A 26,658-nucleotide genomic window follows, 5' to 3' on the forward strand; every position below is an offset into this window, starting at 1 on the left:
GAGCTTATAACCTGTCTTGTCCCTCTTGCCGTAAAGTCCGCCTCATGAAAACCGCACTCATCCTCTTTGCCCATGGCGCCCGCGACCCCGAATGGGCCAATCCCATGCGTCGCGTTCAGGCGGCCGTTCAGGCGCGCCAGCCCGGCGTTCCTGTCGAGCTGGCCTTTCTCGAATTCATGTCGCCGACCTTGTCCGAATCGATTGCCGGCCTGCTGGCCGATGGAGTGAACAAGATCGTCGTGATGCCGATGTTCATCGCACGCGGCGGCCACCTCAAGCGGGATTTGCCGGAGATGCTGGCGGTGCTGCGGGCGGCGCATCCGGATGTCGAGTTCATCCAGGGCGATGCCATCGGCGAGCATGAAACCGTGGTTCAGGCGATGGCTGCGGCCGCGCTGCAAGAAGCTGGCCTGTAACTTGCTCGGTAAGCGGCATGCTTACCGTACTCGTCATTGATGAATCCAGGGCCCGCGCCGGCGAAATCTGCGCCGGGCTCGCCCTCGCCGGTTACCAGGTGGCCGCCATCCTGGCCGGCGCCGATAACCTGACCGCTGAAGTTGAAAAACGCCAGCCGGACGTGATCCTCATCGACACCGATTCGCCCAGCCGCGACACGCTGGAGAACCTGGCGGCGATGAACAAGGACATGCCGCGCCCGGTCGTCATCTTTACCCAGGAAGATGGCCGTGAAACCATTCGCGATGCCGTCCGGGCGGGCGTTTCGGCCTATGTGGTCGATGGCCTCGACCCGAAGCGCATCAAGCCCATCGTCGAGGTGGCGCGCGCCCGTTTCGAGGATACGCAGGCCCTGCGCCGCGAACTGGACGAAATTTCGCAGAAGCTCTCCGACCGCAAGCTGGTCGACAAGGCCAAGGGCGTGCTGATGAAGGCGCGTGGCCTCGATGAGGAGGCGGCCTACCACGCCATGCGCAAGCTGGCGATGGAGCGTGGCCAGACCATGGCCAAGGTGGCGCGCGACGTCATCGACATGGCCCGGGTGCTGCTCTAAGCGGGTGCGGCGCCCGCCCTTGCTGCACTGCAATAGTGCATCGCCAGGGCGGGCCTTTCTTCCCGGATCGGGAATCCAAGTGATTGAAAAATAGATAGTTATTTGGAGTTAGCTCGAAATAACTAGGGCTGGCATGGCCATTGCGATAGTCCTGACAAAGCGCACGGTCAAAGGCGGCCGGGCGGTAGCCGGAAGATCCGGCTCAAGGACAAGGGCGTCCATCCGCGCTGCCGACTGGTGGCGAGGATGCGACGCCCATTTTGTTTTCGATTTTGTTAATCAAGGAGCAAGCAATGGAACCGAAAAGAACTGTCGATGCCCGCACACCAAGCGTTTCACGTCGTGATTTTTTTTCAACAGCGTTGGGAGTCTCACTGATGGCCATGGTCCCCCCCGGCGTCCGCAGCGGTGCCTGGGCCGCTGGCTCCGACGCCCCCGAAAAGAAGGAAGTCAGGATCGGCTTCATCCCGCTGACCGATTGCGCCTCCGTCGTGATGGCCTCGGTGATGAAGTTCGATGAGAAGTACGGCATCAAGATCATCCCATCCAAGGAAGCCTCCTGGGCTTCGGTGCGCGACAAGCTGGTCAACGGCGAACTCGATGCCGCGCACGTGCTGTACGGGCTGATCTACGGCGTGCAGCTCGGCATCGGCGGGCCGAAGAAGGACATGAACGTGCTGATGAACCTGAACAACAACGGCCAGGCCATCACCCTGTCGAACCAGTTGAAGGACAAGGGCGCCATCGACGGCCCGAGCCTGGCCAAGCTGGTCGCCAGGAAGGAGCGCGAATACACCTTCGCCCAGACCTTCCCGACCGGCACCCACGCCATGTGGCTGTACTACTGGCTGGCGGCGCAGGGCATCAACCCGCTCAAGGACGTCAAGACCATCACCGTGCCGCCGCCGCAGATGGTCGCCAACATGCGCGTCGGCAACATGGATGGCTTCTGCGTCGGCGAGCCGTGGAACAACCGCGCCATCATGGACAACATCGGCTTCACCGCGACGACGACGCAGGACATCTGGACCGATCACCCGGAAAAGGTACTCGGCACCACCGCCGACTGGGTCAAGCAGAATCCGAACACCGCCCGTGCCGTGGTCGCCGCCATCCTCGATGCCGGCAAGTGGATCGACGCCTCGCTGGCCAACAAGCAGAAGACGGCCGAGACCATCGCCAGCAAGTCCTATGTGAATACCGACACCGAGGTCATCGTCGCCCGCATGCTCGGCCGCTACCAGAACGGCCTGGGCAAGAGCTGGGACGACAAGAACCACATGAAGTTCTTCAACGACGGCGCGGTGAACTTCCCCTACCTCAGCGACGGCATGTGGTTCATGACCCAGCACAAGCGCTGGGGCTTGCTCAAGGATCACCCGAACTACCTCGAGATCGCCAAGAAGGTCAATCGCATCGACATCTACCAGCAGGGTGCCGCCGCCGCCGGTGTCGCGCTGCCCAAGAGCGAGATGCGCAGCCACAAGCTGCTCGACGGGGTGGTGTGGGATGGCAAGGAACCGGCCAAGTACGCGGATGGTTTCAAGGTGAAGGCCTGACCACCCGAGACAAGTCATTCCCGGCTTGACCGGGAATGACGGTTAGCCAAGGAGAACCCCATGAGCGCAATGACGATGAACGACGCGTACGGCGCGGAAAAGCCCGCCGAACTCGCCACCCACAGCCAGCCGGTCGCGACGCCTGTCGCCGAGCCGGCCAAGGAAACAAAAATGGAAACCACTGCAACCCTGCCGGCCGGCGTGCCGCTCGTCGAAAGACTCGGCACCTTCTTCCGTGCCGCCCTGCCGCCGGTGCTCGGCCTGCTGGTGCTGGTCGGCATCTGGCACGTCGCCACCCACAAGGGGGGCAGCATTCCCGGTCCGGCCCAGGTCTGGGATGCCGCAGTCGCCCTGTTCAGCGATCCGTTCTACCGTAACGGCCCGAACGACCAGGGCATCGGCTGGAACGTGCTGTCCTCGCTGCAGCGTGTCGCCATCGGCTTTGGCTTCGCGGCGTTGGTCGGCATTCCGCTCGGCTTCATCCTCGGTCGCTCGGCCTTCCTGTCGGCCATGGTCAATCCGATCATCAGCCTGCTGCGTCCGGTGTCGCCGCTGGCCTGGCTGCCGATCGGTCTGCTTGTCTTCAAGAAGGCCGACCCGGCCGCGACCTACACCATCTTCATCTGCTCGATCTGGCCGATGATCATGAACACCGCCCAGGGCGTCCAGCGCGTGCCGCAGGATTACCTGAACGTCGCTCGCGTCCTGGCCCTGTCGGAGTGGAAGATCGTCACCAAGATCCTGTTCCCGGCCGTGCTGCCCTACATGCTGACCGGTATCCGTCTGTCCATCGGCACCGCCTGGCTGGTCATCGTCGCCGCCGAAATGCTCACCGGCGGCGTCGGCATCGGCTTCTGGGTGTGGGACGAGTGGAACAACCTGAAGGTCGAGCACATCATCATCGCCATCTTCGTCATCGGCATCGTCGGCCTGATCCTCGAGCAGGCGCTGATCCTGCTGGCCAAGAAGCTGACCAAAGAATCGTCGTAAGGAGCCAACATCATGGAAAAGTTCGTCCAAATCGAGCGTGTCGGCCAGACTTTCGACACCAAGAAAGGCAAGTTCGTCGCCCTGCGCGATATCCATCTCAATATCGCCCAAGGGGAGTTCATTGCGCTGATCGGCCACTCCGGTTGCGGTAAATCGACCTTGCTCAACCTGATTGCCGGCCTGACCAAGCCGACCACCGGCGTGCTGCTCTGTGACGGCCGCGAAATCGCCGGCCCCGGCCCGGAGCGCGCCGTGGTCTTCCAGAACCATAGCCTGCTGCCCTGGCTGACCTGCTTCGAAAACATCTACCTGGCGGTCGAGCGGGTGTTCGGCAGCAAGGAAGGCAAGCCGAAGCTGAGGGCGCGGACGCAGGCGGCCATCGAACTGGTCGGCCTGGCCCATGCCGCGCACAAGTACCCGCACGAGATTTCCGGCGGCATGAAGCAGCGCGTCGGCATCGCCCGCGCCCTGTCCATGGAGCCGAAAGTGTTGCTGATGGACGAGCCCTTCGGTGCCCTCGACGCATTGACCCGCGCCAAGCTGCAGGATGAGCTGATGAAGATTTGCGAGAAGACGCAGGCCACCGTCGTCATGGTCACCCACGACGTCGACGAGGCCGTGCTGCTCTCCGACCAGATCGTCATGATGACCAACGGCCCGGCCGCGACCATCGGCGAAGTGTTGCATGTCGATCTGCCGCGCCCGCGCGACCGCCTGACCCTGGCGCACGATCCGGCCTACATCGGCTATCGCGCGGCGGTGCTGGAGTTCCTCTACGAGAAGCAAGCCCACGTCGAGAAAGAAGCGGCCTGACCGGATTGCCGGTTCATCGTCGCTGTGCGCGCTCCACGGCGATTTTTGCCCGCCGGCCAACCCGGCGGGCATTTTTCTTGATGCAGGTTCTTTGCTTTTCGCCCGGCGGGCGCTATGTTCCCCCCATTCATGGAAGGAAGAACCGGAATGCAGGCCAACCCAGGCAAGCTGTCGCGCAAGATCGTCGGCATGCTCGTGGTGTTCTTTATCATCGCGACCGTGGCAATCGGCATGACCCTGCTCCTCTCCTGGCAACTGGAGGGCGTGGCAGCAGCGATCAACGATGCCGGCAGCCAGCGCATGCGAACCTACCGCATGGGCCACCTGATGGCACGCGGCCTGGAAGCTCCCGGGCCGGAGACGGCAAAGTCCCTCGGCGAGGAGATGCAGCGCTTCGACAAGATGCTGCGCGATCTGGAGCAGGGCGATCCCTTGCGCCCCCTGTCGTCGGCGCGCAACAGCGAAGTGCTGCAACGCCTGCAGGCGGTTGAACAAACCTGGCTGGGTACCGTGCGGCCGCTGGTCGTCGCGTATCTCGGCAGCGCTGGAGCCGAGCGCGAAGCCATCGTCGAGCGCTTCGACGCCGAACTCGAACCCTTCGTCAACACCATCAACGATGTCGTGGTGGCCATGGAGCGCAGCTACGCCCACGACACCAGCCTGCTGCGCACCGTGCAGGGGGCTCACGTCCTGCTCGCCTTCGCCGGTTTGGCGCTCCTGATCAGCTTTCTGCTGCGCCTGGTCATCCGGCCGGTCAATGTGCTGCATGCCGGCATGCAGCGCATGACCGGCAACGACCTGACCGTCCGCCTGCCGGTGTCGAGTGACGACGAACTCGGCGGGCTGGCGTCCGGCTTCAACCTGATGGCCGAACACCTGCAATCGGTCTATGCCACGCTGGAAGACCGGGTCGAGGCAGAGACCCACCGGCTGGCGCAGCGCAACCGGGAACTCGGCATTCTTTACGACGTGACCTCCTTCCTCAGCGAACCGGCACCGCTGGAAACCCTGTGCGAGGGATTCCTCGACCGCATCAAGACGGCGCTCGGCGCGGACGGCGGTGCCGTGCGGCTCTACATGCCGCAGTCCGAAAAGCTCTACCTGATGACGCATGACGGCCTGTCCGACGATTTCGTCGCCAGCGAGGGCCAGATGAACTGTGCCGACTGCCTGTGCGGCCAGGTTTTTCAGACTTCCAGCCCGGTTGCCTTCGACACCGCCAATCCGCCGCCCGGCATGCGCTTGCGCACCTGCGTGCGTGAAGGCTTCGCCACGGCAACGGCATTCAGCATCCTCTACGACAAGCAGCGCCTGGGTGTGTACAACATCTATTTCCGCCGGCCGCAGGCGCTCTCCGAGCAGGAGGTCCAGCTGCTCGAAACCCTGGGCCAGCATCTCGGCGTGGCCATCGAGAATCAGCGTCTCAAATCGCGCGAGAAGGAGCTGGCGGTTTCCGAGGAGCGCAACCTGCTTGCCCAGGAACTGCACGATTCCATCGCCCAGGGTTTGGCTTTCCTGAATATCCAGGTCCAGTTGCTGCAGGATTCGTTGAAGAAGGGCCGTGTCGACGAGGCCTTGCAGACGGCCGGCCAGTTGCGCGAGGGGGTGCAGGAAAGCTACGACGATGTGCGTGAATTGCTGGTGCATTTCCGGACCCGGGTGCACCAGTCCGATCTCGATTCGGCGATCAATGCCGCGCTCGAGAAATTCGAGGGGCAGACCGGCATCAAGACCGATTTCGAGCGATGCGGCTCGCCGGTGCCCATGCCGGCGACTGACGAAATCCAGATCATGCACATCGTCCAGGAGTCGCTCTCCAATATCCGCAAGCACGCCCGGGCCGGCCATGTGCAGGTGGTGGTCGACCAGGACATGACGAACAGCCGGGTTACCGTCGTGGATGACGGCGTCGGCTTCGACCCGCAAACCGACCCCAACTGCCAGTCGGATCGACACGTCGGCCTGAAGATCATGCGCGAACGCGCCCACCGCATCGGAGGCGAATGTCGGATAACATCGCAACCGGGGCAGGGCACCTGCGTGACCCTCACCCTGCCAAAAGAAAATAGGGAGACTGTCTGAAATGGGTGAAAAAATTCGTGTGCTGCTGGTCGATGACCACACCTTGTTCCGTAGCGGCATCAAGTCGCTGCTGCAGCGCACCGACGATTTCGAAGTGGTCGGCGAGGCGGGTGACGGCCTTGAGGGCATCAAGCGCGTCCGTTCGCTGAAACCGGATGTGGCCTTGCTCGACCTGCACATGCCGGGGATTTCCGGCCTGGAGGCGGTCAAGGTGATCAGCGAGGAAATGCCGGATGTGAACGTGCTGATGTTGACCGTGTCGGAAGACGCCCAGGACCTGATGGAAGCCTTGCGTGCCGGCGCCTGCGGCTACCTGCTCAAGAACATCGAAACCGACACCCTGGTCGACGCCATCCGCAAGGCGGCACAGGGGGAATCGGTCGTCTCGCAGCAGATGACGGCCAAGCTGATCCAGGGCGTGCGCAATCCTCCCCGGGTCGAATCCGCCGCCGTCGAGCGCGATCGCTTCTCGCCGCGCGAACGCGACATCCTGGCCTCGCTGGCGCAAGGCGAAAGCAACAAGGAAATCGCCCGCAGGCTCGACCTGGCCGAGAGCACGGTCAAAATCCATGTCCAGAACATCTTCAAGAAGCTGAACATGAGCAGCCGCGTCCAGGTCGCCCTCTACGCCGTCGAGAACGGCTACGGGCAGGGGCGCTGACCGCGCAGTACATCACCCCCCGCCCGCTTCCTGCGGACACGCGGCGGGGTGACAGACGGCTTCCGCCGTCGGCAATCCGTCAGCGAACTCAGTGAGAACTCAGGCTTGGCAACGGGTGGGTTCGTTGCAGGTGCTGGTAGGCAGCCGCCAGTTCATTCACGTGCTCGAAATTGCCGCAGTCGAATGCATGCTGCATGTTTTCCAGAAACATCACATGCAGCTTGCAGACACCTTCCGGCGAACAGAGCAAGGCTTCGCTCATTTCAGCGGCCAGCGTAATGGGTATGTGCTCGTGCTCGGCAATCGCCTCGATTTCGCCGCGATCGAGATCGCAGTAATCCAGCACATCCTGAATAGACAACATCGGCGCCTCCTTTGACGAGGGAACAAGAAGTCGGGTCGTTGCCAACCCATCCAGCTTGTAGTTTTTATGAGCCGCCTTGTCGTTATTTTCGGTGGAGAGCTTAGTTTCTTTGTAGCCCACCAATCTTCAAAATCAAGAAAAAGAGCAAATCAGATGCGCAAACGCCCATCTGGCAAGGGATTGGCGAGTTGCAGCCGCGAAATGGTCGGCAGTAGGTCGAGGCGCGTTGCCTGCTTCAACGCCGTTGCCCGGACCCGCATCGCGTCGAGCGTCACATCGACCTGCTTGCCGCCGGTTGCGAAAGCGATGGTGTTGCCGCTGTCGCAGGAGGGCAGCACGGCGACCCGCCCGTCGAAGGCCTGGTTCAGCCGGTCGACGCTGGCCGGGAAGTTCCGGTCGCGGCCGAGCAGGTTGACGCCGAACAGGCCGTCATCGCTCAGGCGCGCCCGGCAGCCCTGGTAGAACGGTATGGTGTCGAGCGGCCCGGTGCGTGCCTCGGGGTCGAAACCATCGACCAGGATCAGGTCGAAACCACGCCCACCGCCCAGCACGTAGTCAGCGCCGCAACCAATAACGACATCGAGCCGCTGCGGGTCGTTCGGCAACTTGAAGAATTGGCGGGCGATGAATTCAACCTGCGGGTTGATCTCGACGACGGTGGTCCGGCACTCCGGCAGGTAGCGGTAGATGAACTTGGCCAGCGAGCCGGCGCCCAGGCCGATGAGCAGGGTCGAACGCGGCCATTCGGCAGCTGGACGCAGCAGCAGGCCGGCCATCATCTCGCGGGTATAGGCCAGTTCCAGCGACCAGGGGCGGGCGATGCGCATGGCGCCCTGCACCCAGTCCGAGCCGAAATGCAGGTAGCGGACGCCGGCCTCTTCGCTGATATCGACAGGGTGGCGCGGGGGTTTTCGAGTGTTTCGCACGGGGGCTCCGGAAGCGTGGCCCCAGGTGGAATCACATTAGAGGCGGTTTGCGGCGTATTTTAATGGTTCTGTGTTGGGTTGTTTTTGGTGGTACCAACAAAAGTACCAACAAATTGAGAGGCTACTTCCAAGTACTCATAGTAGGTCTGTTTTGAGGGGTGCCGTATTTTGGCACTGTGGGTTGCTATGGGCCAAGACAATGAGGCAGGAGGGAGATATAGTCATTCACAAACCATTCCCCTATGCTTTCTGCCAATGGAAAAACCATTCTACGCACTTAGCGAATCAGCAACTCTCCTTGGATACACGATCGCCGACCTAATCCACCTAGCGGCCAGCGAGGAGATCGCTTTTCTGATAGGAGTGCCAGACGGTATTCGTTTTCAGGTCTTCGATGCAGACGCGAACCGTACCGAAGCTCCTGCGCTTCTTGAACCTCAGCTTTTAAGGCTCTCTGCCACGCAGTGCCAGAAAATTCAGCTCAATGGGCGAACAGAACAGAGCGATTTCCGACAGGGCTATCTGATCGCTCCAAGTGGATCGTTGCAACTACTCAAACCTAGCTATGGCAAAGCCGGCCGCTTGGAACATGCCTGGGCATTTTGGCGAACCTGCAAAGGCCCTTACGTCAAAGAGATCGAACTGACTCCGGAGCGCTTAGTCGTCGTTGGTGACGATGTGCGGCGATTATTGGAGGCCCAGACTAAGTCTCAGGTCAAAGCAAAACCGAAAAAACAGGAAGAAAAAACCATAAAGCAGGTGTCAGTGGTGTCGCACGAAGAGGATACTGCACCGTTGGTTCAAATACAGTTGTCCGCTGGGCAAGAGCATACGAGTGAAACGATACCCAATGGAAATATAGATTCGTCATCAGAGCCCGCTGGAATTCCTGCTGCGGTGGCTGCGCAAACAATCTTAAGAAGAACGGAAGTCGAAGCGCGAACAGGGCTGAAGCGCTCCACTATTTACGATAAGCTTGATCCAGAGTCGCCAAGGTATGACGCCACATTTCCCAAGCGGGTCAGTCTGGGAACGAGTGCGGTGGGATGGCTAGAGTCAGAAGTTGATGCGTGGGTTGCTTCTCGACAGGTGGTCAGCAAAACAAACGTCAGTTGATCGGCCAAAGCGGACACCTGCATCCTTAGTGTTGAACGGCCGCTCAATGCACTATTGCAGACGTATCAATATCGCCCATTTTGAAAGAGCCTCGATCCAGCAGCTGATCTTCCATCGAGCAAGGATCGTCAATCGGTTCGATATGCGCCGTAATGTGAGCGCCAGGCACAACTTCACGTAAATCCTTCTCCACCTTTTCCACCCAATCGTGAGCCAACTGGACGGACCACTGGCCCGGAACAAGGACGTGAAGACTGATGAAGGTTCGCCGCCCAGCCTGGCGTGTACGCAGGGCGTGGTAGGCAATCTGGTGTTGCGCATAGCCTTGAAGAACAGCCTCGATCTTGCCCAACTCGCTCGCCGGCAGCGCCTCGTCCATCAGCCCGGAGGCAGAGCGCCGCATGAGTTGCGCCCCGGTCCACACGATGTTGCCGGCCACCAGCAGGGCGATCACCGGATCGAGCCAGATCCACCCGGTGAGCGCAACCAGCCCCACGCCGAGGATGACGCCGACCGATGTCCAGACATCGGTCATCAAGTGGTGAGCATCTGCCTCCAGTGTGATCGATTGATGATCTTTGCCCGCCTTGAGCAGCACTCTGGCAACGACCAGATTGACCACCGAGGCGGCGACGGAAACCAGCAGACCCAGCCCAACCGCCTCCAGCGGCTGAGGGTTCAGCAAGCGACCAATGGCGGCGTACCCGATACTCAGTGCCGCCAGTACGATCAGAAAGCCCTCAAAAGCACTGGAGAAATACTCTGCCTTGCTGTGTCCGTAAGGATGATCGTCGTCGGCCGGTTGCTCCGCCAGCGCCAGCATCCAGAGCGCCATCAAGGCGCCGGCAAGATTGACGAAAGACTCGATGGCATCCGACAGCAAGCCGACGGAACCCGTCAGTTGCCAGGCCACGCCTTTCAACAAGATGGTGGCTATTGCTGCAGCAATCGAGATGTAGGCGTAACGTTTCAGGCTGGTCGAAGTCATCAGTTTGTGAAGTGCTTGCGAATTTGGGCTTCAAGGAGTGCGCGCGCCTTCGGTTCCGAGGCGTCTTGCAGGGTGTCACGCACCTCGTCGGCAATCTGTTCGAATACGGCCATCACCTTCGGGTCAAAATGGCTCCCGCTATCGTTCCGCAGAATCTCCATGACGCGCTCGAACGGCATCGGTTCCTTGTAGGGACGTTTCGAGGATAGCGCATCGAAGACGTCGGCCAGCGCAAAGATTCGGGCGGCCAGCGGGATCGAGTCGCCGGCCAAGCGCCGGGGATAACCGCTGCCATCCCACTTCTCATGGTGCCCGCCCACCACCTCGTGAGCACCGTCCAGCCAGCCCATGCCTTTGACGATCTCCTCGCCCTGGCTGACGTGGGTGCGCATGATGCGCATCTCCTCGTCGTCGAGACGACCCGGTTTGAGCAGGATGGCATCGGGAATGCCGATCTTCCCGACGTCGTGCAGAAAACTCCCGGCAATCAGCGCCTGCATGGTACTGCCCGCCAGCCCCAGTTCCTCGCCGATGCGCGCCGCTATCCAGGCGACCCGGTAGTTATGGGCACCGGTATCGGAATCGCGCTTGGCGATCGCCCGGCCCAGCGCTTCCATCATCGAAATGTGCGAGTCGAGCACCTCAAGCGTCTTGTGCGTGTTTTCGGCCGACAGCTTGACCACAATCGGATAAATCGCAACGCCGCACAGGAGCGCCGCCAGACAGGCAATCAGCGCCATTTTCAGCGCCGCCGAGTGAATCTCCTGACGCTGCCACTCGGGAACAATGCGCACACCTTCAAAATAGCCGGTAATCGCCCCCGCCTCAGCGCTGCGCAAGGGGATGAACACCCGCAGCGCCCACTGTTCGCCGATCTGCAGGCTTTCGTACGAAGCGGCGCTGTAGGCCGGCTTATTGTGCTTCGGCAGCCGACCTTCGATCTCCTCGCCGACCTCGGTCAGGGACTCCGCCAGTTTTTCCCCGCGATGGTTGTAGAGTTCAGCGATATCGAAGAGTCCGCCAGACAAGGTGGCCACCGCTTTCTCCGCCTTGGCGGTGGCCTCCAGCCCCGTCAATTCGAGTGCGTCCGAATGGCGAAGAAAGCGCTTCGATTCTTCCATGGCCAGCGACACCACCTCGTCCTCGGCGCTTTCGGTACTGATGAGCCAGGCGATGGGTGTGGCAATGGCCGCCAGTAACAAGCTGACGAAGGCAATACGCAGCGCTGCCCGCCGATTAAACTGATTCAATTAAGGCCCCCTTGACTCATTCCTCGCACGCCAGGCCGAAGACTGCTGACCATCAACGCGGCGGCATTTCTTTTCCTTGTGCGGCCCCATCCTTGGGCAGCCGGACCTGAATCCTCATCCCGCTGCCGGTCGCCGATGTCTTGTTGCTCGCAAAATCAACCCGCCCACCGTGCAGTTCAGCGATTCGTCCCACAATCGACAAGCCCAGGCCACTTCCCCCGGCGGCCAATGAATTCTGCACTGACTCCTGGCTACGCCAGAATCGTTGGCCAAGGCGGGACAACTCCTCCTCGGCAACGCCCGGGCCGTCATCTTCCACCACCAAGCTTACCGCAGCATTAACAGGCTCAATCGCGACGCGAATCCGGCCATTTCTCGGCGTATAGCGGATGGCGTTATCCACCAGGTTGCGGACCAGGATGGAGAGCCAGGCAGGATTGCCCCGTACCGACAGCCCCGCATCGGCCTTCAATTCGATGTCGATTTCCTTGTTGATGGCCTGCGGCACCAGTTGTCCGACAACCTCCCGCACGAGTTCGACGAAATCCACATCGACGAAATCGCCCGAACCGGCCGCATCGACCCGGGCCAGCAACAGCAGCTGTTCGACGAGATGGGTCATGCGGTCGCAGCCTTGCAACACGGCGTTCAGCGCATGGCGACGCGCCGCATCCTCCGTCGCCCCCAGGGCAACCTGGGCCTGAGCGCGCAATCCGGCCAAGGGCGTGCGCAGTTCGTGGGCGGCATCCGCAGTGAAGCGGCGCTCCTGCTTGAAACTCCGGGCGACGCGGCCAAACAGGGCGTTCAGCCTATCTACCAAGGGCTGAACTTCAGTCGGCAGGTCGTTGGTCGGCAGTTCAGCCAGATGTTCGGGCGAGCGCCGTTCGACTTCAGCGGCGATGCGCTCCAGCGGACGCACACCATGACGAACCGCCAGCCAGATGAACAACGCCGCCAAGGGCAGCGCAATGAGCAGCGGCTTGAGCAGACCGGCTGCCACGGTACGCGCCATGTGGTCGCGCGCACTGATCCTTTCGCCAACTTGTATGAGCACCTGACGCCGCTCGTTCCATGCAGAGAAGACCCGCCAGCGTTCCCCATCGACCACGCTGTCGGATAGCCCCTCGCGTTTGCCGCTCAATGGACTATCGGGGGCGTTGGCCGAGTGCAGGCGCAAACGGTCGCCGAGCCAGACCTGAAAGGCGACGCGACGGGCGTAGCGATGCAATTCGGGGGCGTGGCTTTCCTCGAAAGTGTCGTCGTCCTCATCGTCCAGTTCGCCGTTGGTCTGAGCGATCAGCAGCGAGGCCGCCTGGATCAGATGCGCGTCGAACAACTCTTCCGCTTCGTGCCGTGCCTCGAGCCAGGTGGCCGCGGCCGCCAGCAACCACAGCAAGCCAATCAGGGCGCAGATGGCCAGGGTAAGGCGTGCTTTCAGGGAAGAGGTCAGCATCCGGCGCTCAATCCTTCTCGATCAGATAGCCGATGCCGCGCATGTTGCGAATGAGGTCGCGGCCAAGTTTCCGGCGCAGATGATGGACATACACCTCGATGGTATTGCTGCCTGTCTCGTCGTTCCAACTGTAGAGATGCTGCTCGAGCTGCTGGCGCGAGAGGACTCGCCCGGCATTCAGCATCAAGGTATGGAGCAGCGCGAACTCCTTGGCCGTCAAATCGATGGGGCTTCCATCCACGCTGACCGTATGGGCTGCCGGGTCGAGCACAATCCCCGACACTTCGAGCCTGGGCGTCGCTTTGCCCTCGGCGCGCCGGATCAAGGCGCGCAGGCGGGCCAGCAATTCCCCCATGTCGAAGGGCTTCAGGAGGTAGTCGTCGGCGCCGCTATCGAGGCCGAGAATGCGATCCTCGATCGTGTCACGGGCCGTCAGGATCAGGACCGGCAAGGGGTTACCACGTTGCCGTATCCCTTTCAGAACCGTCAGGCCGTCGCGGCGAGGCAGGCCAAGATCGAGCACCATCGCCGCATAGTCACTGGCCGCCTGGCCGGCCAATGCATTTTCAGCGGCCAGTCCGTCGCACACCCAATCGACCGCGAAGCCGGCCTGGGTCAGGCCGGCCTGAATGGCATCTCCCAACAGACGGTCATCTTCGACAATCAATAGTCGCATCGATTATTTCTTCAATCGTGTTCGTGCCGATCATGCTGCTGCGTCACGGCGACGCCGGAAGACAGCGGCAACCAGCCGAATCGGTCAGCACTCCAGAAACCCAGAACGGCCACCAGAAGAATTATGCCTACCAGCGGGCGGGTTTTGCGTATTGCCTGATCGGCCGGGCCGGATTTGTTCCCTGAAAACATCGAGCGGACCAGGTTTTCACGATGCAATAGGCTGCTCACCATGACCCCCATGACGTGGACCGCCACCACGGCCAGCATCGTTGCGGCGCTGCCTTCATGGAGTTCTTCCAGCCATTCCCCGCCGATCTCCTGATAGGTGGCAAAGCCGCTGATCGCCGTCACCAAGGCCAGGCCAAGCAGGAGGAAGATGGCCAGGGCGCCGGCCGGGTTATGGCCGAGGTAGTGTTTCGGGCTGCGCGTCAGCAAGGACTGCACATACTCGAGCAGGCGGGATGGGCTGAAGAGGAAGGAAGAAAACCGGGCATAGCGCGTGCCGGCGATCCCCCAGATCAACCGGAAGACAATCAGGGCGGCCACGGTGTAGCCGAACATCACGTGCCAGTCGCGGTAACGTTCGGACTCGGAAGTGAGATAGGCCGCCGTGAACGAGAAGGCCAGCAGCCAATGGAAGATTCGGGTCGGGATGTCCCAAATCTTCACCGGGCGAATGGACAGCTCCTGAGAGGCGGTGGTGTCGTGGTTCATGATCTTCCTTCCTTATTTCGCACGAGGAATACGAATCCCGCGCTCGCTGTAGTTGCCCTCGCCCGCCTCACGGTGGCAGGCCGCGCAATTGGCCGGAGACTTCACAGCCGCCGACTGCCAGACCGATGCCGACAGGCCGTCATGACCGTCTCGGTGCTCGCGCTTGAACCAGGCCGTTTCGGTAATGCGCAGCGTCGGCCCCTTGGCGCCCGCAGCCAGGCTTTGCCCGCTGCGCCCGGCATTGGCCACCAGGTACTGGGTGATTTCCTTTGCCACCGGCGCGTTGAGCGTGGCGTTGCTGCCGAAATGCTTGTCCAGCCCGCCCATCAGCGAGCGCCATGAGTCGGCCGGAAGCAGCTGCAGCGGATAGGGAACATGGCAACTGCCGCACTCCTCCTTGTAGGTTGCATTCAAGGAGGAGTACTTATGTTCATCAGCCTGAGAAGCGCCGAAATGCAGCGCCAGCACCGTCATCACCGCAGTCAAGGCAAACGTACGTAGTTTCATGATGAGTGTCCTTATCGTTTCACCGAGATCAGGTAGGCAATGACATCGCTCTTTTCTGCAGGCGTGCATTGCCGGCCGAGGACGTCGTTGCAATTCCGCTTGAACCATTTCTCAACCTTCTCCTGGCGAGTGAAGCGCTTGTCGTTGGCAGCTGGCGCCAGGGGGTCGATGCTCTTGCCGGTCGTGGCGTGCTTGCCCATGGCGAGCGGGTTTTCCGTGTGGCAGGTAGAGCAACTCCAATCCTGATTGCCCGTTCGCTTGAAAAACTGCTGGCCGCGCGGCGCCGATGCGGCAAAGCCGGGATCAGCGCGCCGCGCTTCGGCCTGGTAGCTATGTAGGAAATCTGCTGGAATTTCAGCGTAGGCCGCTCCTGCGGCCAGAGTGACTAAACTGACTAAAAGAGGGAAACGGAACTTCATGAGCTTCTCCATCCGGTTTGATTTAGATGAGAGGCTAGAAGCTGAAACTTAAACTTGAATTAAGCGGGAATCATGCAGTTTTCAGTCATGCCGCAACTGAGGTTGGTATGAACCAAATTCGTTGGATGCAGAATTGCACTCTTGTGTAGATAACACAGGTAGCCAGTGACGAAAATACGTGTTCAAGCCGGCAGCTAACCGAAGCATTGTCGCCGGATTTAGGCCAGCGAACCACGGTCAGCTATGGCCGAAATTCAGTCTTTTGCTTCAATAGCCAAGGGCATCCACTGCCTCTGCAAAACCGGTGATCTCAGGGCGTTTTCGGCGTTGAGAGGTGGGCATGGTGCGTTGACGTGGAGCTCCCCGCTTTTTTGCTTCAGCTTTTGGCCGTTCTCCACGGCGAATCAATTGCGCTCCTTGAACACCAAGCGGACGGATGAACTGATCCATCTTGCAGAGGTAACTGATCACGTGTTCCTTGAGGTTGTCCAGTTTCTTGGTATCACGAGTATCCACTAGGCCGATCCCGAGTTTTCCCCAGGCATCGTACTTGTTACTGTTGGCGTTGCAGTTCCAATACTGCCCACGTCCTTTCGTGACCACATTTTTCCAGTATTCGCCGATCAGTTCACCGAGATGAATGTGACGGAGTGCCTGCTTGTGCTGAGTGTCGAACAGGAGGATCAGGTGCATGTGGAAGCCTTTGCCCAAGCCGTATTCAATCTTGGCGATATAGCCTCGCCTGCCCCTAAAAATCTTGTTGTTTCGAGCGTTGTTGTAGAGGTGATCGAAATCAGTGCGCAGGTCGTCCAGCGTGATGGTTTCCCAAAGTTCAGGCCGATAACTCAGATCGATGCGCAGGACGATCAGTGTTGCTAATTTGGCAAACCACCCATCAATGTAGCTGCAATACTCCTTGGTTCGGTTTCGCGTTTCTACGACTCGCCGCTGAAAACGGGCTTTGTACCCCTTTGCGCTCCAGTCACGTCGAAGTAGAGCACAAAGCGCGTTGAAGCACATGGCACCATCCATGCCGCTAGGGTGAGAAAAGGTCAGCGGGTGCCAGTTGTCTTCGCGGATCAACGACGGATTGTTCAGAGCGAGTGCAGCGCAGGCCTCACGAAAAATTTCGATGTGTTCGCTGTAGCTGTAACTCGTTGGGAGGATTGATATCAGTCTCACAAATTCTTGGATCGGTTTGAAATATCGATTAGCAAGTTGTGTCGCGTGATAGCTGTGGGAACTATCCGGATTGATCTTCAAAACAAACGGCCGATCATCCGTACCGGCCGCTGCCTCAACGAATGCTGCGGTAATCCCCCCGGCCAATAAAGGCGGTCAGAGGTAGAATTTTCTCGTAAAGGGAGAGTTCTGCATGAAGAAGTCGAAGTTTTCGGACAGCCAGATCATCGAGGCGTTGAAGCGGGTCGAGGGTGGGCTATCGGTGCCGGAGTTGTGCCGGGAGTTGGGAATCAGCTCGGCGACGTTCTACAAATGGCGGGCGAAATACGGCGGCCTGGACGTGTCCATGATGGCCCGGATGAAGGAGTTGGAAGCCGAGAATGCGCGGCTCAAAAAGATGTACGCCGAGGAGCGCCTGAAGGCGGATATTCTGAAGGAGTACCTGGGAAAAAAGTAGGTCGGCCATCTCGCCGGCGTGAGATGGCCAAGGAAGTGGTGGCCGGAAAGCGAATTTCGATCCGCTTGGCCTGCGACATTTTCCAGGTGAGCGAGACCTGCTATCGGTATTCGGCCAAGAAGAATGCCGAGAATGAGGAAATCGCCGACTGGCTGATGCGGCTAACCGACAACCACCGCAACTGGGGATTTGGGCTGTGCTTCCTGTACCTGCGCAACGTGAAGGGCTTTGGTTGGAATCACAAGCGGGTGTATCGGATTTACCGGGAGTTGGAATTGAATCTGCGGATCAAGCCCAGGAAACGGCTGGGGCGGGAGAAACCGGAACCGCTGGCCGTGCCGACTGCCATCAACCAGGTGTGGTCTATGGATTTCATGCATGACCAGCTCGAAGACGGGCGCTGTTTCCGGTTGTTCAATGTGATCGATGACTTCAACCGGGAAGCCCTGGGCATCGAGATCGATTTCTCGCTGCCGGCCGAGAGGGTGATCCGTGCCCTGGAGCAGATCATCGAATGGCGGGGGAAACCAGCCGCCATTCGATGTGACAATGGCCCGGAGAACATCAGCGGCCTGGTGCAAAACTGGGCAGAAAAGCGGCAGATCAAGATGGATTACATCCAGCCGGGCAAGCCCCAGCAGAACGCCTACGTCGAGCGCTTCAACCGGACAGTGCGCTACGAGTGGCTATCGCAATATTGCTGGGCAGACCTCGATGAAGTCCAGCTCTTCGCCACCCAGTGGATGTACGACTACAATCACGACCGCCCAAACATGGCCTTGGGCGGCATCACGCCAAAACAGCGGCTGGCCATGGCCGCGTAGCTCTACTTCTGATCGCCCCTAATTCTGGGGGGATTACCCTTGGACATCACTCGTAGGCGAGCCGCTTTGGCAATTTCATGCCCTTGGGCCACTGTCAAATTGCCATCAATTTCCAGATGCACATCGACCAAAATCATGTCACCCGTTTTCCGGGTACGGAGTTCATGAAATCCCAACACTCCAGGTGTGGCGCGAATATCTGCCTCGATTCCGGCAATCTGCTCCTCGGTGGCTGCACGGTCAGTCAGGTCATGAAGCGCATCCCAACTGAAGGACCAGCCCATCCTGGCCACCATGAATCCAACAATCAGGGCAGCAATCGGGTCGAGGAGCGGATACCCCAACAAGTTGCCACCGATACCGATGGAAACAACCAGAGAAGACGCCGCATCGGAACGGGCGTGCCAGGCATTGGCGACCAGCATGCTGGAGCGTACCCGTTCAGCTACCGCCAGCATGTAGCGGAACAATATCTCCTTGGCCGCCAGGGCCCCCAGAGCGACCCACAATGCGGTCAAATGAACCGTCGGAATTTCCTCTGGAGCCTGCAATTTATGAGCAGCCGACCAGACCATGCCGATACCGACCGAAAGCAGCAAGGCTCCCAGCACCAGAGAAGCAGCGTTTTCATAGCGCTGATGGCCATAGTGATGGTCTTCATCTGGTGCTTTCTGGCTGTGATGCACTGCCAGAAGCACCACAAAATCTGCCACTAGGTCGGACAGCGAATGGATACCGTCGGCGATGAGACCTTGCGAATGGGTAACTATCCCAGCGATTACCTGGGCCAGCGTTAACCCGATATTGACAGCCACACTGACCCAAGTGCTGCGTTTAGTTGCTGCCTCTCGCTCGGGAGATGCATCCTCGGTATCAAGTTCAGTCAGATTTCGAAGGTCGTTCATAAACTCTCTCTCATTGCCATCCGTAACGACGAGTGTAAAAACTCTTCATCGCCTGGGTCAGTAACATATAGCCGACTAGCAAGGCCGCCAGCAAAGGGAAATACGTCAACGGCAAGGCTTGCAGTTTGAAGTAATGCGCTACCGGCCCCATCGGGATAAAGATGCCACAAGCCATGATTAAGCCGGTCATAAACAGGAGAGGTGTGCCCGCCCGGCTCTGGAGGAAGGGAATCTTCCGGGTCCGAATCATGTGGACTACCAACGTCTGGGTCATCAGCCCCTCAATGAACCAGCCTGACTGGAACAGGGTCTGCTGCTCTGGCGTATTGGCTCCGAAGGCGAACCACATCATCAGGTAGGTCAGGATGTCGAAGATTGTACTGACCGGGCCGAAGAACAGCATAAAGCGCCCGATGTCCGCCGGATTCCAGCGCTGCGGCGACTTAACCAGTTCCTCATCGACGTTATCGAATGGAATGGCAATCTGCGAGAAGTCGTAGAGCAGATTCTGCACCAGCAGGTGCATGGGCAGCATCGGTAGGAAAGGAATGAAGGCGCTTGCCACCAGAACCGAGAAGACATTGCCGAAGTTGGAGCTGGCCGTCATCTTGATGTACTTCAGCATGTTGGCGAAGGTCTTGCGCCCCTCGACCACGCCTTCCTCAAGCACCATCAGGCTCTTCTCCAGCAGGATGATGTCGGCTGCCTCCTTGGCAATGTCAACCGCCGTATCTACCGAGATACCGATGTCCGCCGTGCGTAAGGCCGGCGCATCGTTGATGCCGTCACCCATGAAGCCCACAACATGACCGTTGGATTTGAGGATGCGCACGATGCGCTCCTTGTGGGCCGGCGTCAGCTTGGCAAAGATGTTGTGCGCTTCCACGGCCTTGGCCAGTTCATCGTCACTCAGGCGCTCAACATCACCGCCTACCATGACACGCTCGTCCGATAGGCCGACCCCCCGGCAAATTTTGGCGGTCACCAGCTCGTTGTCGCCGGTTAGAACCTTGACCGCGACGCCATGGGCAGCCAGAGCCTCCAGGGCCGGGGCCGTGGTTTCCTTCGGAGGGTCGAGGAAAGCCACATAACCAATCAGGCTCATTGCTCCCTCATCGGCGACGCCATACACCTCCTTGGTCGGCAGCAATTCCTTGGAGGCTACCGCGACGACTCGCAAGCCATCTTCGTTGAGGTCGGCAGTAACTTGGCGGATTTGCGCCAATAACTCCGGGGTCAGAGGTTCATCCACCTCGCCATGGCGTACCCGGTGACAGATGCTCAAGATTTCCTCGACAGCCCCCTTACAGATGAGGAGGTGATGTTCATCGTGCTCTGCGACGACCACGGACATCCGGCGGCGCTGAAAATCGAAGGGAATCTCATCGACCTTACGGAAGTTAGCAGCTGGGTCCAACTCGCGGTGCACTTCGGCATGTTCCAGGACCGCCACATCGAGCAGGTTCTTCAAGCCGGTTTGGTAGTAGCTGTTCAGGTAGGCTGCCTCCAGCACGTCGTCAGATTCTTCGCCCCAGATGTCGGTGTGCCGAGCCAGAAAAATCTTGTCCTGGGTCAGGGTGCCGGTCTTGTCGGTGCAGAGCACGTCCATGGCGCCGAAGTTCTGGATCGCATCGAGGCGCTTTACGATGACCTTGTGCCGAGACAGGATGACGGCCCCCTTGGCCAGGGTGGAGGTCACAATCATCGGCAGCATTTCGGGCGTCAGGCCGACCGCGATTGACATGGCGAACAGGAAGGCTTCCAGCCAGTCATCTTTGGTGACGCCATTGATGATAAGCACCAGGGGTGACATGACCAACATGAAGCGAATCAGCAACCAGGCCACCTGATTGACCCCGGCCTGGAACTGGGTGGTCGTCCGGTCGGTGGCCGTCACCCGTTGGGTCAGTGCCCCGAAATAGGTTCGACTGCCGGTCGCCAGGACGACCACCATAGCCGAACCCGACACTACGTTGGTGCCCATGAACACGAGATTGTCTAATTCGAGAGCATTCACGGTGTCCGGCCCCTTGTGCTGGGCATGCTTCTCGACTGGCAGCGACTCGCCGGTCATGGCAGCCTGGCTTACAAACAGGTCCTTCGAGGTCAGGATGCGGCAGTCGGCCGGAATCATGTCGCCGGCCGAGAGGAAGACGATGTCCCCTGGAACTATGTCGCGGATGGGGATTTCGGCCTTTTGTGCAGTACGGGGATGCAACTGCACTTCAAAGTAGCGCTTGGCATCCTCCATGGCGTCCTCAGCTAGGTCACGCCGTAGCACGGTGGCCGTGTTGGTTACCATGGCCTTCAGCTTTTCGGCCGCAAGGTTCGACTTGCGCTCCTGCCAGAAGCGAATGACGACTGACAGCACGACCATCGTCGAGATGACAATGGTGGCCTTCATGTCCTCGGTGAAATAGGAGATGGCGGCCAGCAGGGTCAGCAGAATGTCGAACGGCGTCTTGTAGCAGTTCCAAAGGTGCTGCCACCAGGTTGGCGGTTTCTCGTGCTCAACTTCGTTATGACCGAAGCGCTCACGCATCAAGGCAGCATGGGCTTCCGACAGGCCATCAGGGTGCGACTCCAGACGCAGCAGCAGGCCATCCACATCGCTGTTTGCCGCCGCAAGCAACTCCTGGGAAAGCTGCTTCGGTATCTCTCGGCTCACCTCCGTGGTCGCCATACTTTCAAACATCGCCAGACGTTTGAAGTGATGGCCCAGCCCTCGGGTGCGGACGAAATTGGCGAAGAATTCCTTCAGGAAGTTGAGGTTCATGCTGCGGCCTCCTCAGAGACTAAGGTTTCAAGATGCAAATGTGCGGATTAGATTCGACAAAAGCGAAGAGGAGTCCAGTTACTCGGTCGTACTGGGGCTCCAGAACGCCTGGCTGATGTAGGGTTGTTCGGCTAATTGCTGAGCCATGCGGTCAAGTTCATCACCATCGACGCCAGTAGCCAGAAGGACTGCCTCAATTTCGACTGCGTCGTCTCCGAAGGCGTGGATGACCAAGTCGCGGGTTGAGTAGCCGGCCGTTTCCAAGATTTCCTCCAGTAGGCGCATCGCCTTCTTCTGGTGGTCACGCTGGGCAATGACGTAGACCGTGTTGGTTACCTCCACCGCCAGAGTGTCCATAGGCTGCTGGTTGATGCGATTGACGACCGGACGCAGCAAGGTATTAGAGGCCAAGACAAAAATAGCCCCGAGCACAGCCTCCGGCAGCAGGTCAGCACCAGCACAGGCTCCTACCGCGGCCGACCCCCACAGAGTGGCGGCGGTATTCAGCCCCCGGACATTGCCTTCCTCACGCATGATGACGCCGGCCCCCAGGAACCCAATGCCTGAAACGACATAGGCGACGACATGAACAGCGCCTTCGTGGCCAGCAAGACGGTTGGCCATGTCCACAAAAATTGCGGCGCCAACCGCAACCAGGACATTGGTTCGTAGGCCGGCAGTGCGCTGTCGGTATTGACGCTCGAAGCCAATGACACCGCCCAGGATGAAAGCGCTAACCAGGCTGAGAATGGTGTCGAAAATAGATTCGATATTGATGTTTTGGATTGCTTCCAGAGTCATGGTCAGCGCTCCACATCAAAGGCCATCACAGCAGAGGCAGTTCTGTCGCCAATTGCGACTGCTACCCGGCTGACTTCAAGAAAAGGAAACAAAAGTTCCCGGCTTGTTTTGGAAATTCCAATACGCATTGCATACATCCAAGTTGCAGGCGGAACCTGCCCAGGAGAGTCCAAGCGAACGACATAATTTGCCCAAAACCACCATGCTCCCAGCAAAGCCAAACTAGCTGAAGCAGGATAAGCAAGCAACACGACGGCAAGGTCGTGTTACCGGCACTTTGCAAATTGTTTGATGGAAATTGGAGGAGAGCCGTAGAGGTGGCTCTCATGCCGCTTCCCGCGCTTAGCGAGATGCGGCAGTAAACTCTGCGTTATCTTGCCAAGCGTGCGCTCGTCTGCAAGACGAAGCGATAACTGTCACTCGAACAAGGGCCCACGTGGGGTCTCCGCAAAATGAAAACGGGCGGATTCTGAACCTGTAGGATATGAAAGTAAAGTGACAATTTGTTTATGCTTGTCACTGTAGCGCGATGTTAAAGCAGTCTAAATCTGTCTTCTTAGCGTCTGGTTCCAGCCGTTTGGTCGATACGACTTGAATGACAGCAACGGGTCGGGTGCCGTCCTACGTCGGTGACGAAAGCGGCCACTGACTGCCATCAGCGGCTGAGCGGTCGGTAACTGGAACATTGCAGCCCGATGCATACCTGAGGCCCAACGGCGGCTTTGGTCGATACTCAGACTGTCAAATGAACAAGGAGGGCAGCCAATGCCCTCCTGTTTGGCTCGGGAAATCAGTGGCAGATTACCTGCTCAATGTCTTGGTTTGGCCAAGGTGATATTGAGCTACGCCAATCAGCCAATGAAACTGCCCGGGCCTTCTCGTAGGCAGAAATTGCCTCTTCTACTGTAAGGCCTCCGTAAATCATCAACAGTATCGGCACACTGCTATCGTCAATCACCTTGCAAACACGATTGAAAGCCGCCGCGATCTCCGATTCTTGTAGTTCTGTATCGGTTAGCTCGATCTGCTCCATCGTCCAGAGCGCATTGTCTGAAGGATCGAGCTCCAGTTGTGGCAATCGGCGAAGCGTCACAGCATCCAGGAACAGCTTGAGCTCCGTCATCTTGGCTGCCGGTGTCGCAATCCCATTCGATGCACTCAGGAAGAACGAGCCAAATAGACGGTTGTAGCTAATCGTTACCCAGCAATTGCTCTGCGCCAAGGTCTGATAGTTCAACAGGATTGGGTTTTCGCAACTCGATGACAGCAATGTCGGAGAACCAAAGCGTAGCACCCACTCATGAATCTTGGTGTAGGCTGCTTTCGGGTTGTGGCGATTGGCAATCGGGGAAAAGGCGGTATTCATGATCAGTCTCCAGAGTGAAAGGTGGTGTGTTCTTCAGAGCATGTGAACTGGCTGTAAAAAAGGGCGTGTAAGAATTTTTGTGTAAACGGTCATTTGGCAGGAAACTGCCGCGCCCCAAGGAGCGATGATGGCCGTAGCAAAGAAAGCAGTACCGAAGGAGTTGCTGGACAGCCTGCTGGCTGACTATCGGAAACCGGAAGACCTGATTGGCGAGAACGGCTTGCTCAAGCAGCTCACCAAGTTGCTGGTCGAGAAGGCGTTGGAAGCGGAGATGGCCGACCACCTCGGCCACGGCAAGAATGAGCCGGTAGAGAATCCTGCCGGCAATACGCGCAACGGGAAGAGCAGGAAGACGCTCAAAGGGGAGTTCGGCGAACTGCCGATAGAAATTCCCCGTGACCGCCACGGCACCTTCGAGCCGCAGTTGATTCCCAAGCACCAGACCCGCTGGACGGGCTTTGACGACAAGATTCTGTCGCTTTACGCCCGAGGCATGACGGTCCGCGAAATCCAGTCACACCTGGAAGAGATGTACGGCACGGAGGTGTCGCCGACGCTGATTTCATCGGTCACGGATGCCGTGATTGAAGAAGCCAAGGCCTGGCAATCACGGCCGCTGGACAGCATTTACCCCATCGTCTATCTGGACTGTATCCACGTCAAAGTCAGGGATGGCAGCGTGCGCGTCAAGGCCGTCTATCTGGCGATTGGACTCAACCTGGCCGGTGAGAAGGAAGTGCTCGGCCTGTGGATTGCCCAGACGGAAGGCGCAAAATTCTGGCTGCAAGTGGTGACGGAATTGAAGAATCGAGGCGTACAGGATGTCTTCATTGCCTGCGTCGATGGCTTGAAGGGATTTCCGGAGGCCATTGAAGCAGTCTATCCGCGTGCTGCCGTTCAGCTGTGCGTCGTCCATATGGTCCGGCACAGCCTGAACTATGTCTCGTGGAAGATGCGCAAGGCCGTTGCCGCTGACCTGCGGCGGATATACACCAGTGCCACCGCCGATGAAGCCGAGCAGATGCTCGGTGAATTCGAGGACAAATGGGACGATGCCTACCTGCCCATCAGCCAGTCCTGGCGCCGGAATTGGTCACGCATCACGCCGTTCTTTGACTACCCGCCCGAGATACGGAAAGTCATCTACACGACCAATGCGATTGAGTCGGTGAACATGAGCCTGAGAAAAATCACCAAAAATCGCGGTTCGTTTCCGAGCGATGAGGCACTGATGAAACTGTTCTACCTGGCTCTCCGCAACATCAGCCAGAAATGGACCTTGCCCATTCGGGATTGGAAGGCTGCACTGACCCGATTTACTATCCAGTTCGAAGACCGGATGAACAACGTTTAACTCAAACCCCGTTTACACAAAATTCCGGACACGCCCGTAAAAAATCACCAGATGAATGCTTCTTTCGTTGGACGGAGACCTTTTCTCCCTGGATCATGTATTGACGTGGGTGTCCTCGTGTTTCCTCTGTTTATTGGTGATGGGGCTAGGCTAGGCAGCTTGAAACGAAATGATCTCTGCGCCTTTCTCCAACTTGTCGAGGTGGTTTGCCCAAGCCTGCATCATGTTTCGGCGTTCAACCATGTACTCAGCTTGGTGGGAGTAGGCACCAAATACTTTTTTCCGTTCACGATGCGCAAGTTGCCTGTCGATAATGTGAGCATCCCAGCCCAGTTCAAGTAAGGCCGATGTGGCAGTGGCGCGGAAGCCATGGGCTGTTACAGGAAATCCGAGGCCTTTCTGGATCGCCATGCGAAGGGTGTTTTCGCTCATCCCTTTTGTGGGATCGCCTTTGCACGGAAATAGAAAACGATAACTGCCCGTCAGAGGACGAAGCTTTTCAAGTGTGGCGACAGCTTGTTCTGAAAGGGGAACAATGTGTTCTTCTCGCATTTTCATGCCTCGACCTTTACCTTCAACTCGCTCGGGTGGAATCCGCCATTCTTTCGAGCTGAGGTTGAATTCGTTCCACATTGCCCAGTTCAGTTCGCCAGGGCGTACGAAAGTCAGTGCGAGGAGTCTTAGCGCTAGGCGGGTTCGGTAGTCGACGCGTTTGGCTGGGTCATCAAGGGAGCGCAGAAACACTGGAAGCTGTGCAATCGGTAAGCTCTCAAGGTGCTTTTCCTTGCTGGGTTTGAGTACTTCTCCGCTACGAATTTCGGATGCAGGATTGGTTTTCAGGCGCTGAGTCACAATGGCGTAGCGGAAAACCGCTTCGATCCAGGCTCTAACTCGGCGAGCGGTTTCTCCTTTTCCTTTTGCGTCGATGCTGGTGACGACGGCGAGGATGTGAGCAGGCTCGATGCTATTGACTGGAAGAGCCCCGATCAGTGGAAAGGCGTGTGTCTCCAGTGCCGTGATGGTTTTGTTGGCAGTAGTTTCAGCCAAGCCATTCTCTCGTTTTTCGTGCCACTCACGTGCGATTGCCTCGAAGGTGTTGGCTGCTGATAGGTGTGCGGTCAGTCTCTCGACCTTGCGTTGCATTCCGGGATCGATGTTGTTTTCGAGGAGTGCCTTGGCGTTTACCTTTTCTTGACGGGCTTTCTTAGCGCCTACCTTCGGGTAGACGCCAAGAGCCAATGTCTTCTGCTTGCCTGCGTATCGGTACGCTAAACGCCAGTACTTAGAGCCATCCGTCTTGACCTCAAGGTAAAGGCCTTCCCCATCGGATACTCGGTAGGGTTTTTCCCTGCCTTTTAAGCTGGAAATCTCTTTATCTGTCAGCATGTTACGTCGCCTTTGTTGGTATCTAGCTGTGGTGTATGCGAATGGGCTTTTAGATACCAACAAATATACCAACAAAAC

Annotated in this window: 26 protein-coding genes; 10 read left to right on the forward strand and 16 right to left on the reverse strand. The window is 58.6% G+C overall.

The features are described 5' to 3' along the window. The first annotated feature begins 44 nt into the window (after positions 1–44). The 7 genes from K420_RS0109190 to K420_RS0109220 all read left to right on the forward strand — a co-directional run bounded on the left by K420_RS0109190 (position 45) and on the right by K420_RS0109220 (position 7,114). Positions 45–416, forward strand: coding sequence for a sirohydrochlorin chelatase (locus tag K420_RS0109190; protein ID WP_027457805.1), 372 nt, complete (start codon positions 45–47; stop codon positions 414–416). A gap of 17 nt (positions 417–433) precedes the next feature. After that, positions 434–1,009, forward strand: a complete 576-nt coding sequence (locus K420_RS0109195; RefSeq protein WP_027457806.1) for an ANTAR domain-containing response regulator — start codon at positions 434–436, stop codon at positions 1,007–1,009. Between the two features lie 377 nt (positions 1,010–1,386). After that, positions 1,387–2,568 (forward strand): CmpA/NrtA family ABC transporter substrate-binding protein, encoded by a 1,182-nt coding sequence (locus K420_RS0109200; RefSeq protein WP_232422754.1) that lies wholly within the window; start codon positions 1,387–1,389, stop codon positions 2,566–2,568. 60 nt (positions 2,569–2,628) lie between these two features. Continuing rightward, entirely contained in the window at positions 2,629–3,558 is a 930-nt protein-coding gene (gene ntrB / locus K420_RS0109205; RefSeq protein WP_027457808.1) for a nitrate ABC transporter permease, read from the forward strand. Between the two features lie 12 nt (positions 3,559–3,570). Further along, positions 3,571–4,371 carry an ABC transporter ATP-binding protein gene (locus K420_RS0109210; RefSeq protein ID WP_027457809.1) on the forward strand — a complete coding sequence of 267 codons (801 nt, stop codon included), beginning with the start codon at positions 3,571–3,573 and terminating at the stop codon, positions 4,369–4,371. A 147-nt stretch (positions 4,372–4,518) separates the two neighbouring features. Continuing rightward, positions 4,519–6,453, forward strand: coding sequence for a type IV pili methyl-accepting chemotaxis transducer N-terminal domain-containing protein (locus K420_RS0109215; protein WP_027457810.1), 1,935 nt, complete (start codon positions 4,519–4,521; stop codon positions 6,451–6,453). Between the two features lies 1 nt (position 6,454). Next, the gene (locus K420_RS0109220) at positions 6,455–7,114 is read left to right on the forward strand and encodes a response regulator (RefSeq protein ID WP_027457811.1); all 660 of its coding nucleotides are present in this window, start codon (positions 6,455–6,457) and stop codon (positions 7,112–7,114) included. Between the two features lie 88 nt (positions 7,115–7,202). Here the strand turns inward: K420_RS0109220 and K420_RS0109225 are convergent, their stop codons facing one another. Next, complete coding sequence (locus K420_RS0109225; protein WP_232422755.1) at positions 7,203–7,598, reverse strand: hypothetical protein; 396 nt, start codon at positions 7,596–7,598, stop codon at positions 7,203–7,205. Positions 7,599–7,627: 29 nt separating this feature from the next. Next, on the reverse strand, positions 7,628–8,404 hold the full coding sequence (locus K420_RS0109230) for a spermine/spermidine synthase domain-containing protein (RefSeq protein ID WP_027457813.1): 777 nt from the start codon (positions 8,402–8,404) through the stop codon (positions 7,628–7,630). Positions 8,405–8,659: 255 nt separating this feature from the next. On the opposite strand from K420_RS0109230, the gene K420_RS21155 reads away from it, so the two are divergent. After that, the gene (locus tag K420_RS21155) at positions 8,660–9,520 is read left to right on the forward strand and encodes an AlpA family transcriptional regulator (RefSeq protein WP_084019605.1); all 861 of its coding nucleotides are present in this window, start codon (positions 8,660–8,662) and stop codon (positions 9,518–9,520) included. Positions 9,521–9,563: 43 nt separating this feature from the next. Here K420_RS21155 and K420_RS18530 read toward each other — a convergent pair whose 3' ends face one another. The 8 genes from K420_RS18530 to K420_RS0109275 all read right to left on the reverse strand — a co-directional run bounded on the left by K420_RS18530 (position 9,564) and on the right by K420_RS0109275 (position 16,792). Then, positions 9,564–10,508 carry a cation diffusion facilitator family transporter gene (locus tag K420_RS18530; protein WP_051453035.1) on the reverse strand — a complete coding sequence of 315 codons (945 nt, stop codon included), beginning with the start codon at positions 10,506–10,508 and terminating at the stop codon, positions 9,564–9,566. Next, positions 10,508–11,758 (reverse strand): HD-GYP domain-containing protein, encoded by a 1,251-nt coding sequence (locus tag K420_RS0109245; RefSeq protein WP_027457815.1) that lies wholly within the window; start codon positions 11,756–11,758, stop codon positions 10,508–10,510. Before K420_RS0109245 ends, K420_RS18530 begins: the two co-directional genes overlap by 1 nt. 52 nt (positions 11,759–11,810) lie before the next feature. Then, a complete protein-coding gene (locus K420_RS0109250; protein ID WP_027457816.1) occupies positions 11,811–13,211 on the reverse strand; it encodes an ATP-binding protein in 1,401 nt (466 codons plus the stop codon). A 7-nt stretch (positions 13,212–13,218) separates the two neighbouring features. Then, the gene (locus K420_RS0109255; RefSeq protein ID WP_027457817.1) at positions 13,219–13,887 is read right to left on the reverse strand and encodes a response regulator; all 669 of its coding nucleotides are present in this window, start codon (positions 13,885–13,887) and stop codon (positions 13,219–13,221) included. 11 nt (positions 13,888–13,898) lie between these two features. Then, on the reverse strand, positions 13,899–14,603 hold the full coding sequence (locus K420_RS18535; protein WP_198293822.1) for a cytochrome b/b6 domain-containing protein: 705 nt from the start codon (positions 14,601–14,603) through the stop codon (positions 13,899–13,901). Between the two features lie 12 nt (positions 14,604–14,615). Continuing rightward, the gene (locus K420_RS0109265; protein ID WP_027457818.1) at positions 14,616–15,110 is read right to left on the reverse strand and encodes a diheme cytochrome c; all 495 of its coding nucleotides are present in this window, start codon (positions 15,108–15,110) and stop codon (positions 14,616–14,618) included. An 11-nt stretch (positions 15,111–15,121) separates the two neighbouring features. Next, positions 15,122–15,529: a DUF1924 domain-containing protein gene (locus K420_RS0109270; protein ID WP_027457819.1), complete on the reverse strand. Its 408-nt coding sequence runs from the start codon at positions 15,527–15,529 to the stop codon at positions 15,122–15,124. 267 nt (positions 15,530–15,796) lie between these two features. Continuing rightward, complete coding sequence (locus K420_RS0109275) at positions 15,797–16,792, reverse strand: YagK/YfjJ domain-containing protein (protein WP_198293823.1); 996 nt, start codon at positions 16,790–16,792, stop codon at positions 15,797–15,799. A gap of 112 nt (positions 16,793–16,904) precedes the next feature. Between K420_RS0109275 and K420_RS0109285 the strand changes: the two genes are divergently transcribed. After that, positions 16,905–17,992, forward strand: a protein-coding gene (locus K420_RS0109285) for an IS3 family transposase (protein WP_198293824.1) whose coding sequence is annotated in 2 segments (ribosomal slippage) — positions 16,905–17,157 and positions 17,157–17,992 — 1,089 coding nt in all. Because the reading frame shifts where the segments join, the coding sequence is not laid out codon by codon here. A 2-nt stretch (positions 17,993–17,994) separates the two neighbouring features. On the opposite strand, the gene K420_RS0109290 is transcribed toward K420_RS0109285, so the two are convergent. The 5 genes from K420_RS0109290 to K420_RS0109305 all read right to left on the reverse strand — a co-directional run bounded on the left by K420_RS0109290 (position 17,995) and on the right by K420_RS0109305 (position 23,840). Then, entirely contained in the window at positions 17,995–18,897 is a 903-nt protein-coding gene (locus K420_RS0109290) for a cation diffusion facilitator family transporter (protein WP_027457822.1), read from the reverse strand. 10 nt (positions 18,898–18,907) lie between these two features. Then, positions 18,908–21,673: a magnesium-translocating P-type ATPase gene (gene mgtA / locus K420_RS0109295; protein ID WP_027457823.1), complete on the reverse strand. Its 2,766-nt coding sequence runs from the start codon at positions 21,671–21,673 to the stop codon at positions 18,908–18,910. A gap of 78 nt (positions 21,674–21,751) precedes the next feature. Then, positions 21,752–22,474, reverse strand: a complete 723-nt coding sequence (locus tag K420_RS0109300; protein WP_027457824.1) for an MgtC/SapB family protein — start codon at positions 22,472–22,474, stop codon at positions 21,752–21,754. A gap of 2 nt (positions 22,475–22,476) precedes the next feature. Beyond that, positions 22,477–22,602 (reverse strand): hypothetical protein, encoded by a 126-nt coding sequence (locus K420_RS21060; RefSeq protein WP_269746426.1) that lies wholly within the window; start codon positions 22,600–22,602, stop codon positions 22,477–22,479. A 662-nt stretch (positions 22,603–23,264) separates the two neighbouring features. Continuing rightward, positions 23,265–23,840, reverse strand: coding sequence for a hypothetical protein (locus tag K420_RS0109305; RefSeq protein ID WP_027457825.1), 576 nt, complete (start codon positions 23,838–23,840; stop codon positions 23,265–23,267). A gap of 127 nt (positions 23,841–23,967) precedes the next feature. Here K420_RS0109305 and K420_RS0109310 point away from each other — a divergent pair, with 127 nt between their 5' ends. Beyond that, positions 23,968–25,194 carry an IS256 family transposase gene (locus K420_RS0109310; RefSeq protein WP_027457826.1) on the forward strand — a complete coding sequence of 409 codons (1,227 nt, stop codon included), beginning with the start codon at positions 23,968–23,970 and terminating at the stop codon, positions 25,192–25,194. 150 nt (positions 25,195–25,344) lie between these two features. On the opposite strand, the gene K420_RS0109315 is transcribed toward K420_RS0109310, so the two are convergent. After that, positions 25,345–26,580: a tyrosine-type recombinase/integrase gene (locus K420_RS0109315; RefSeq protein ID WP_027457827.1), complete on the reverse strand. Its 1,236-nt coding sequence runs from the start codon at positions 26,578–26,580 to the stop codon at positions 25,345–25,347. Between the last annotated feature and the right edge of the window lie 78 nt (positions 26,581–26,658).

It is taken from the genome of Dechloromonas agitata is5, assembly GCF_000519045.1.
Classification (GTDB): domain Bacteria; phylum Pseudomonadota; class Gammaproteobacteria; order Burkholderiales; family Rhodocyclaceae; genus Azonexus; species Azonexus agitatus.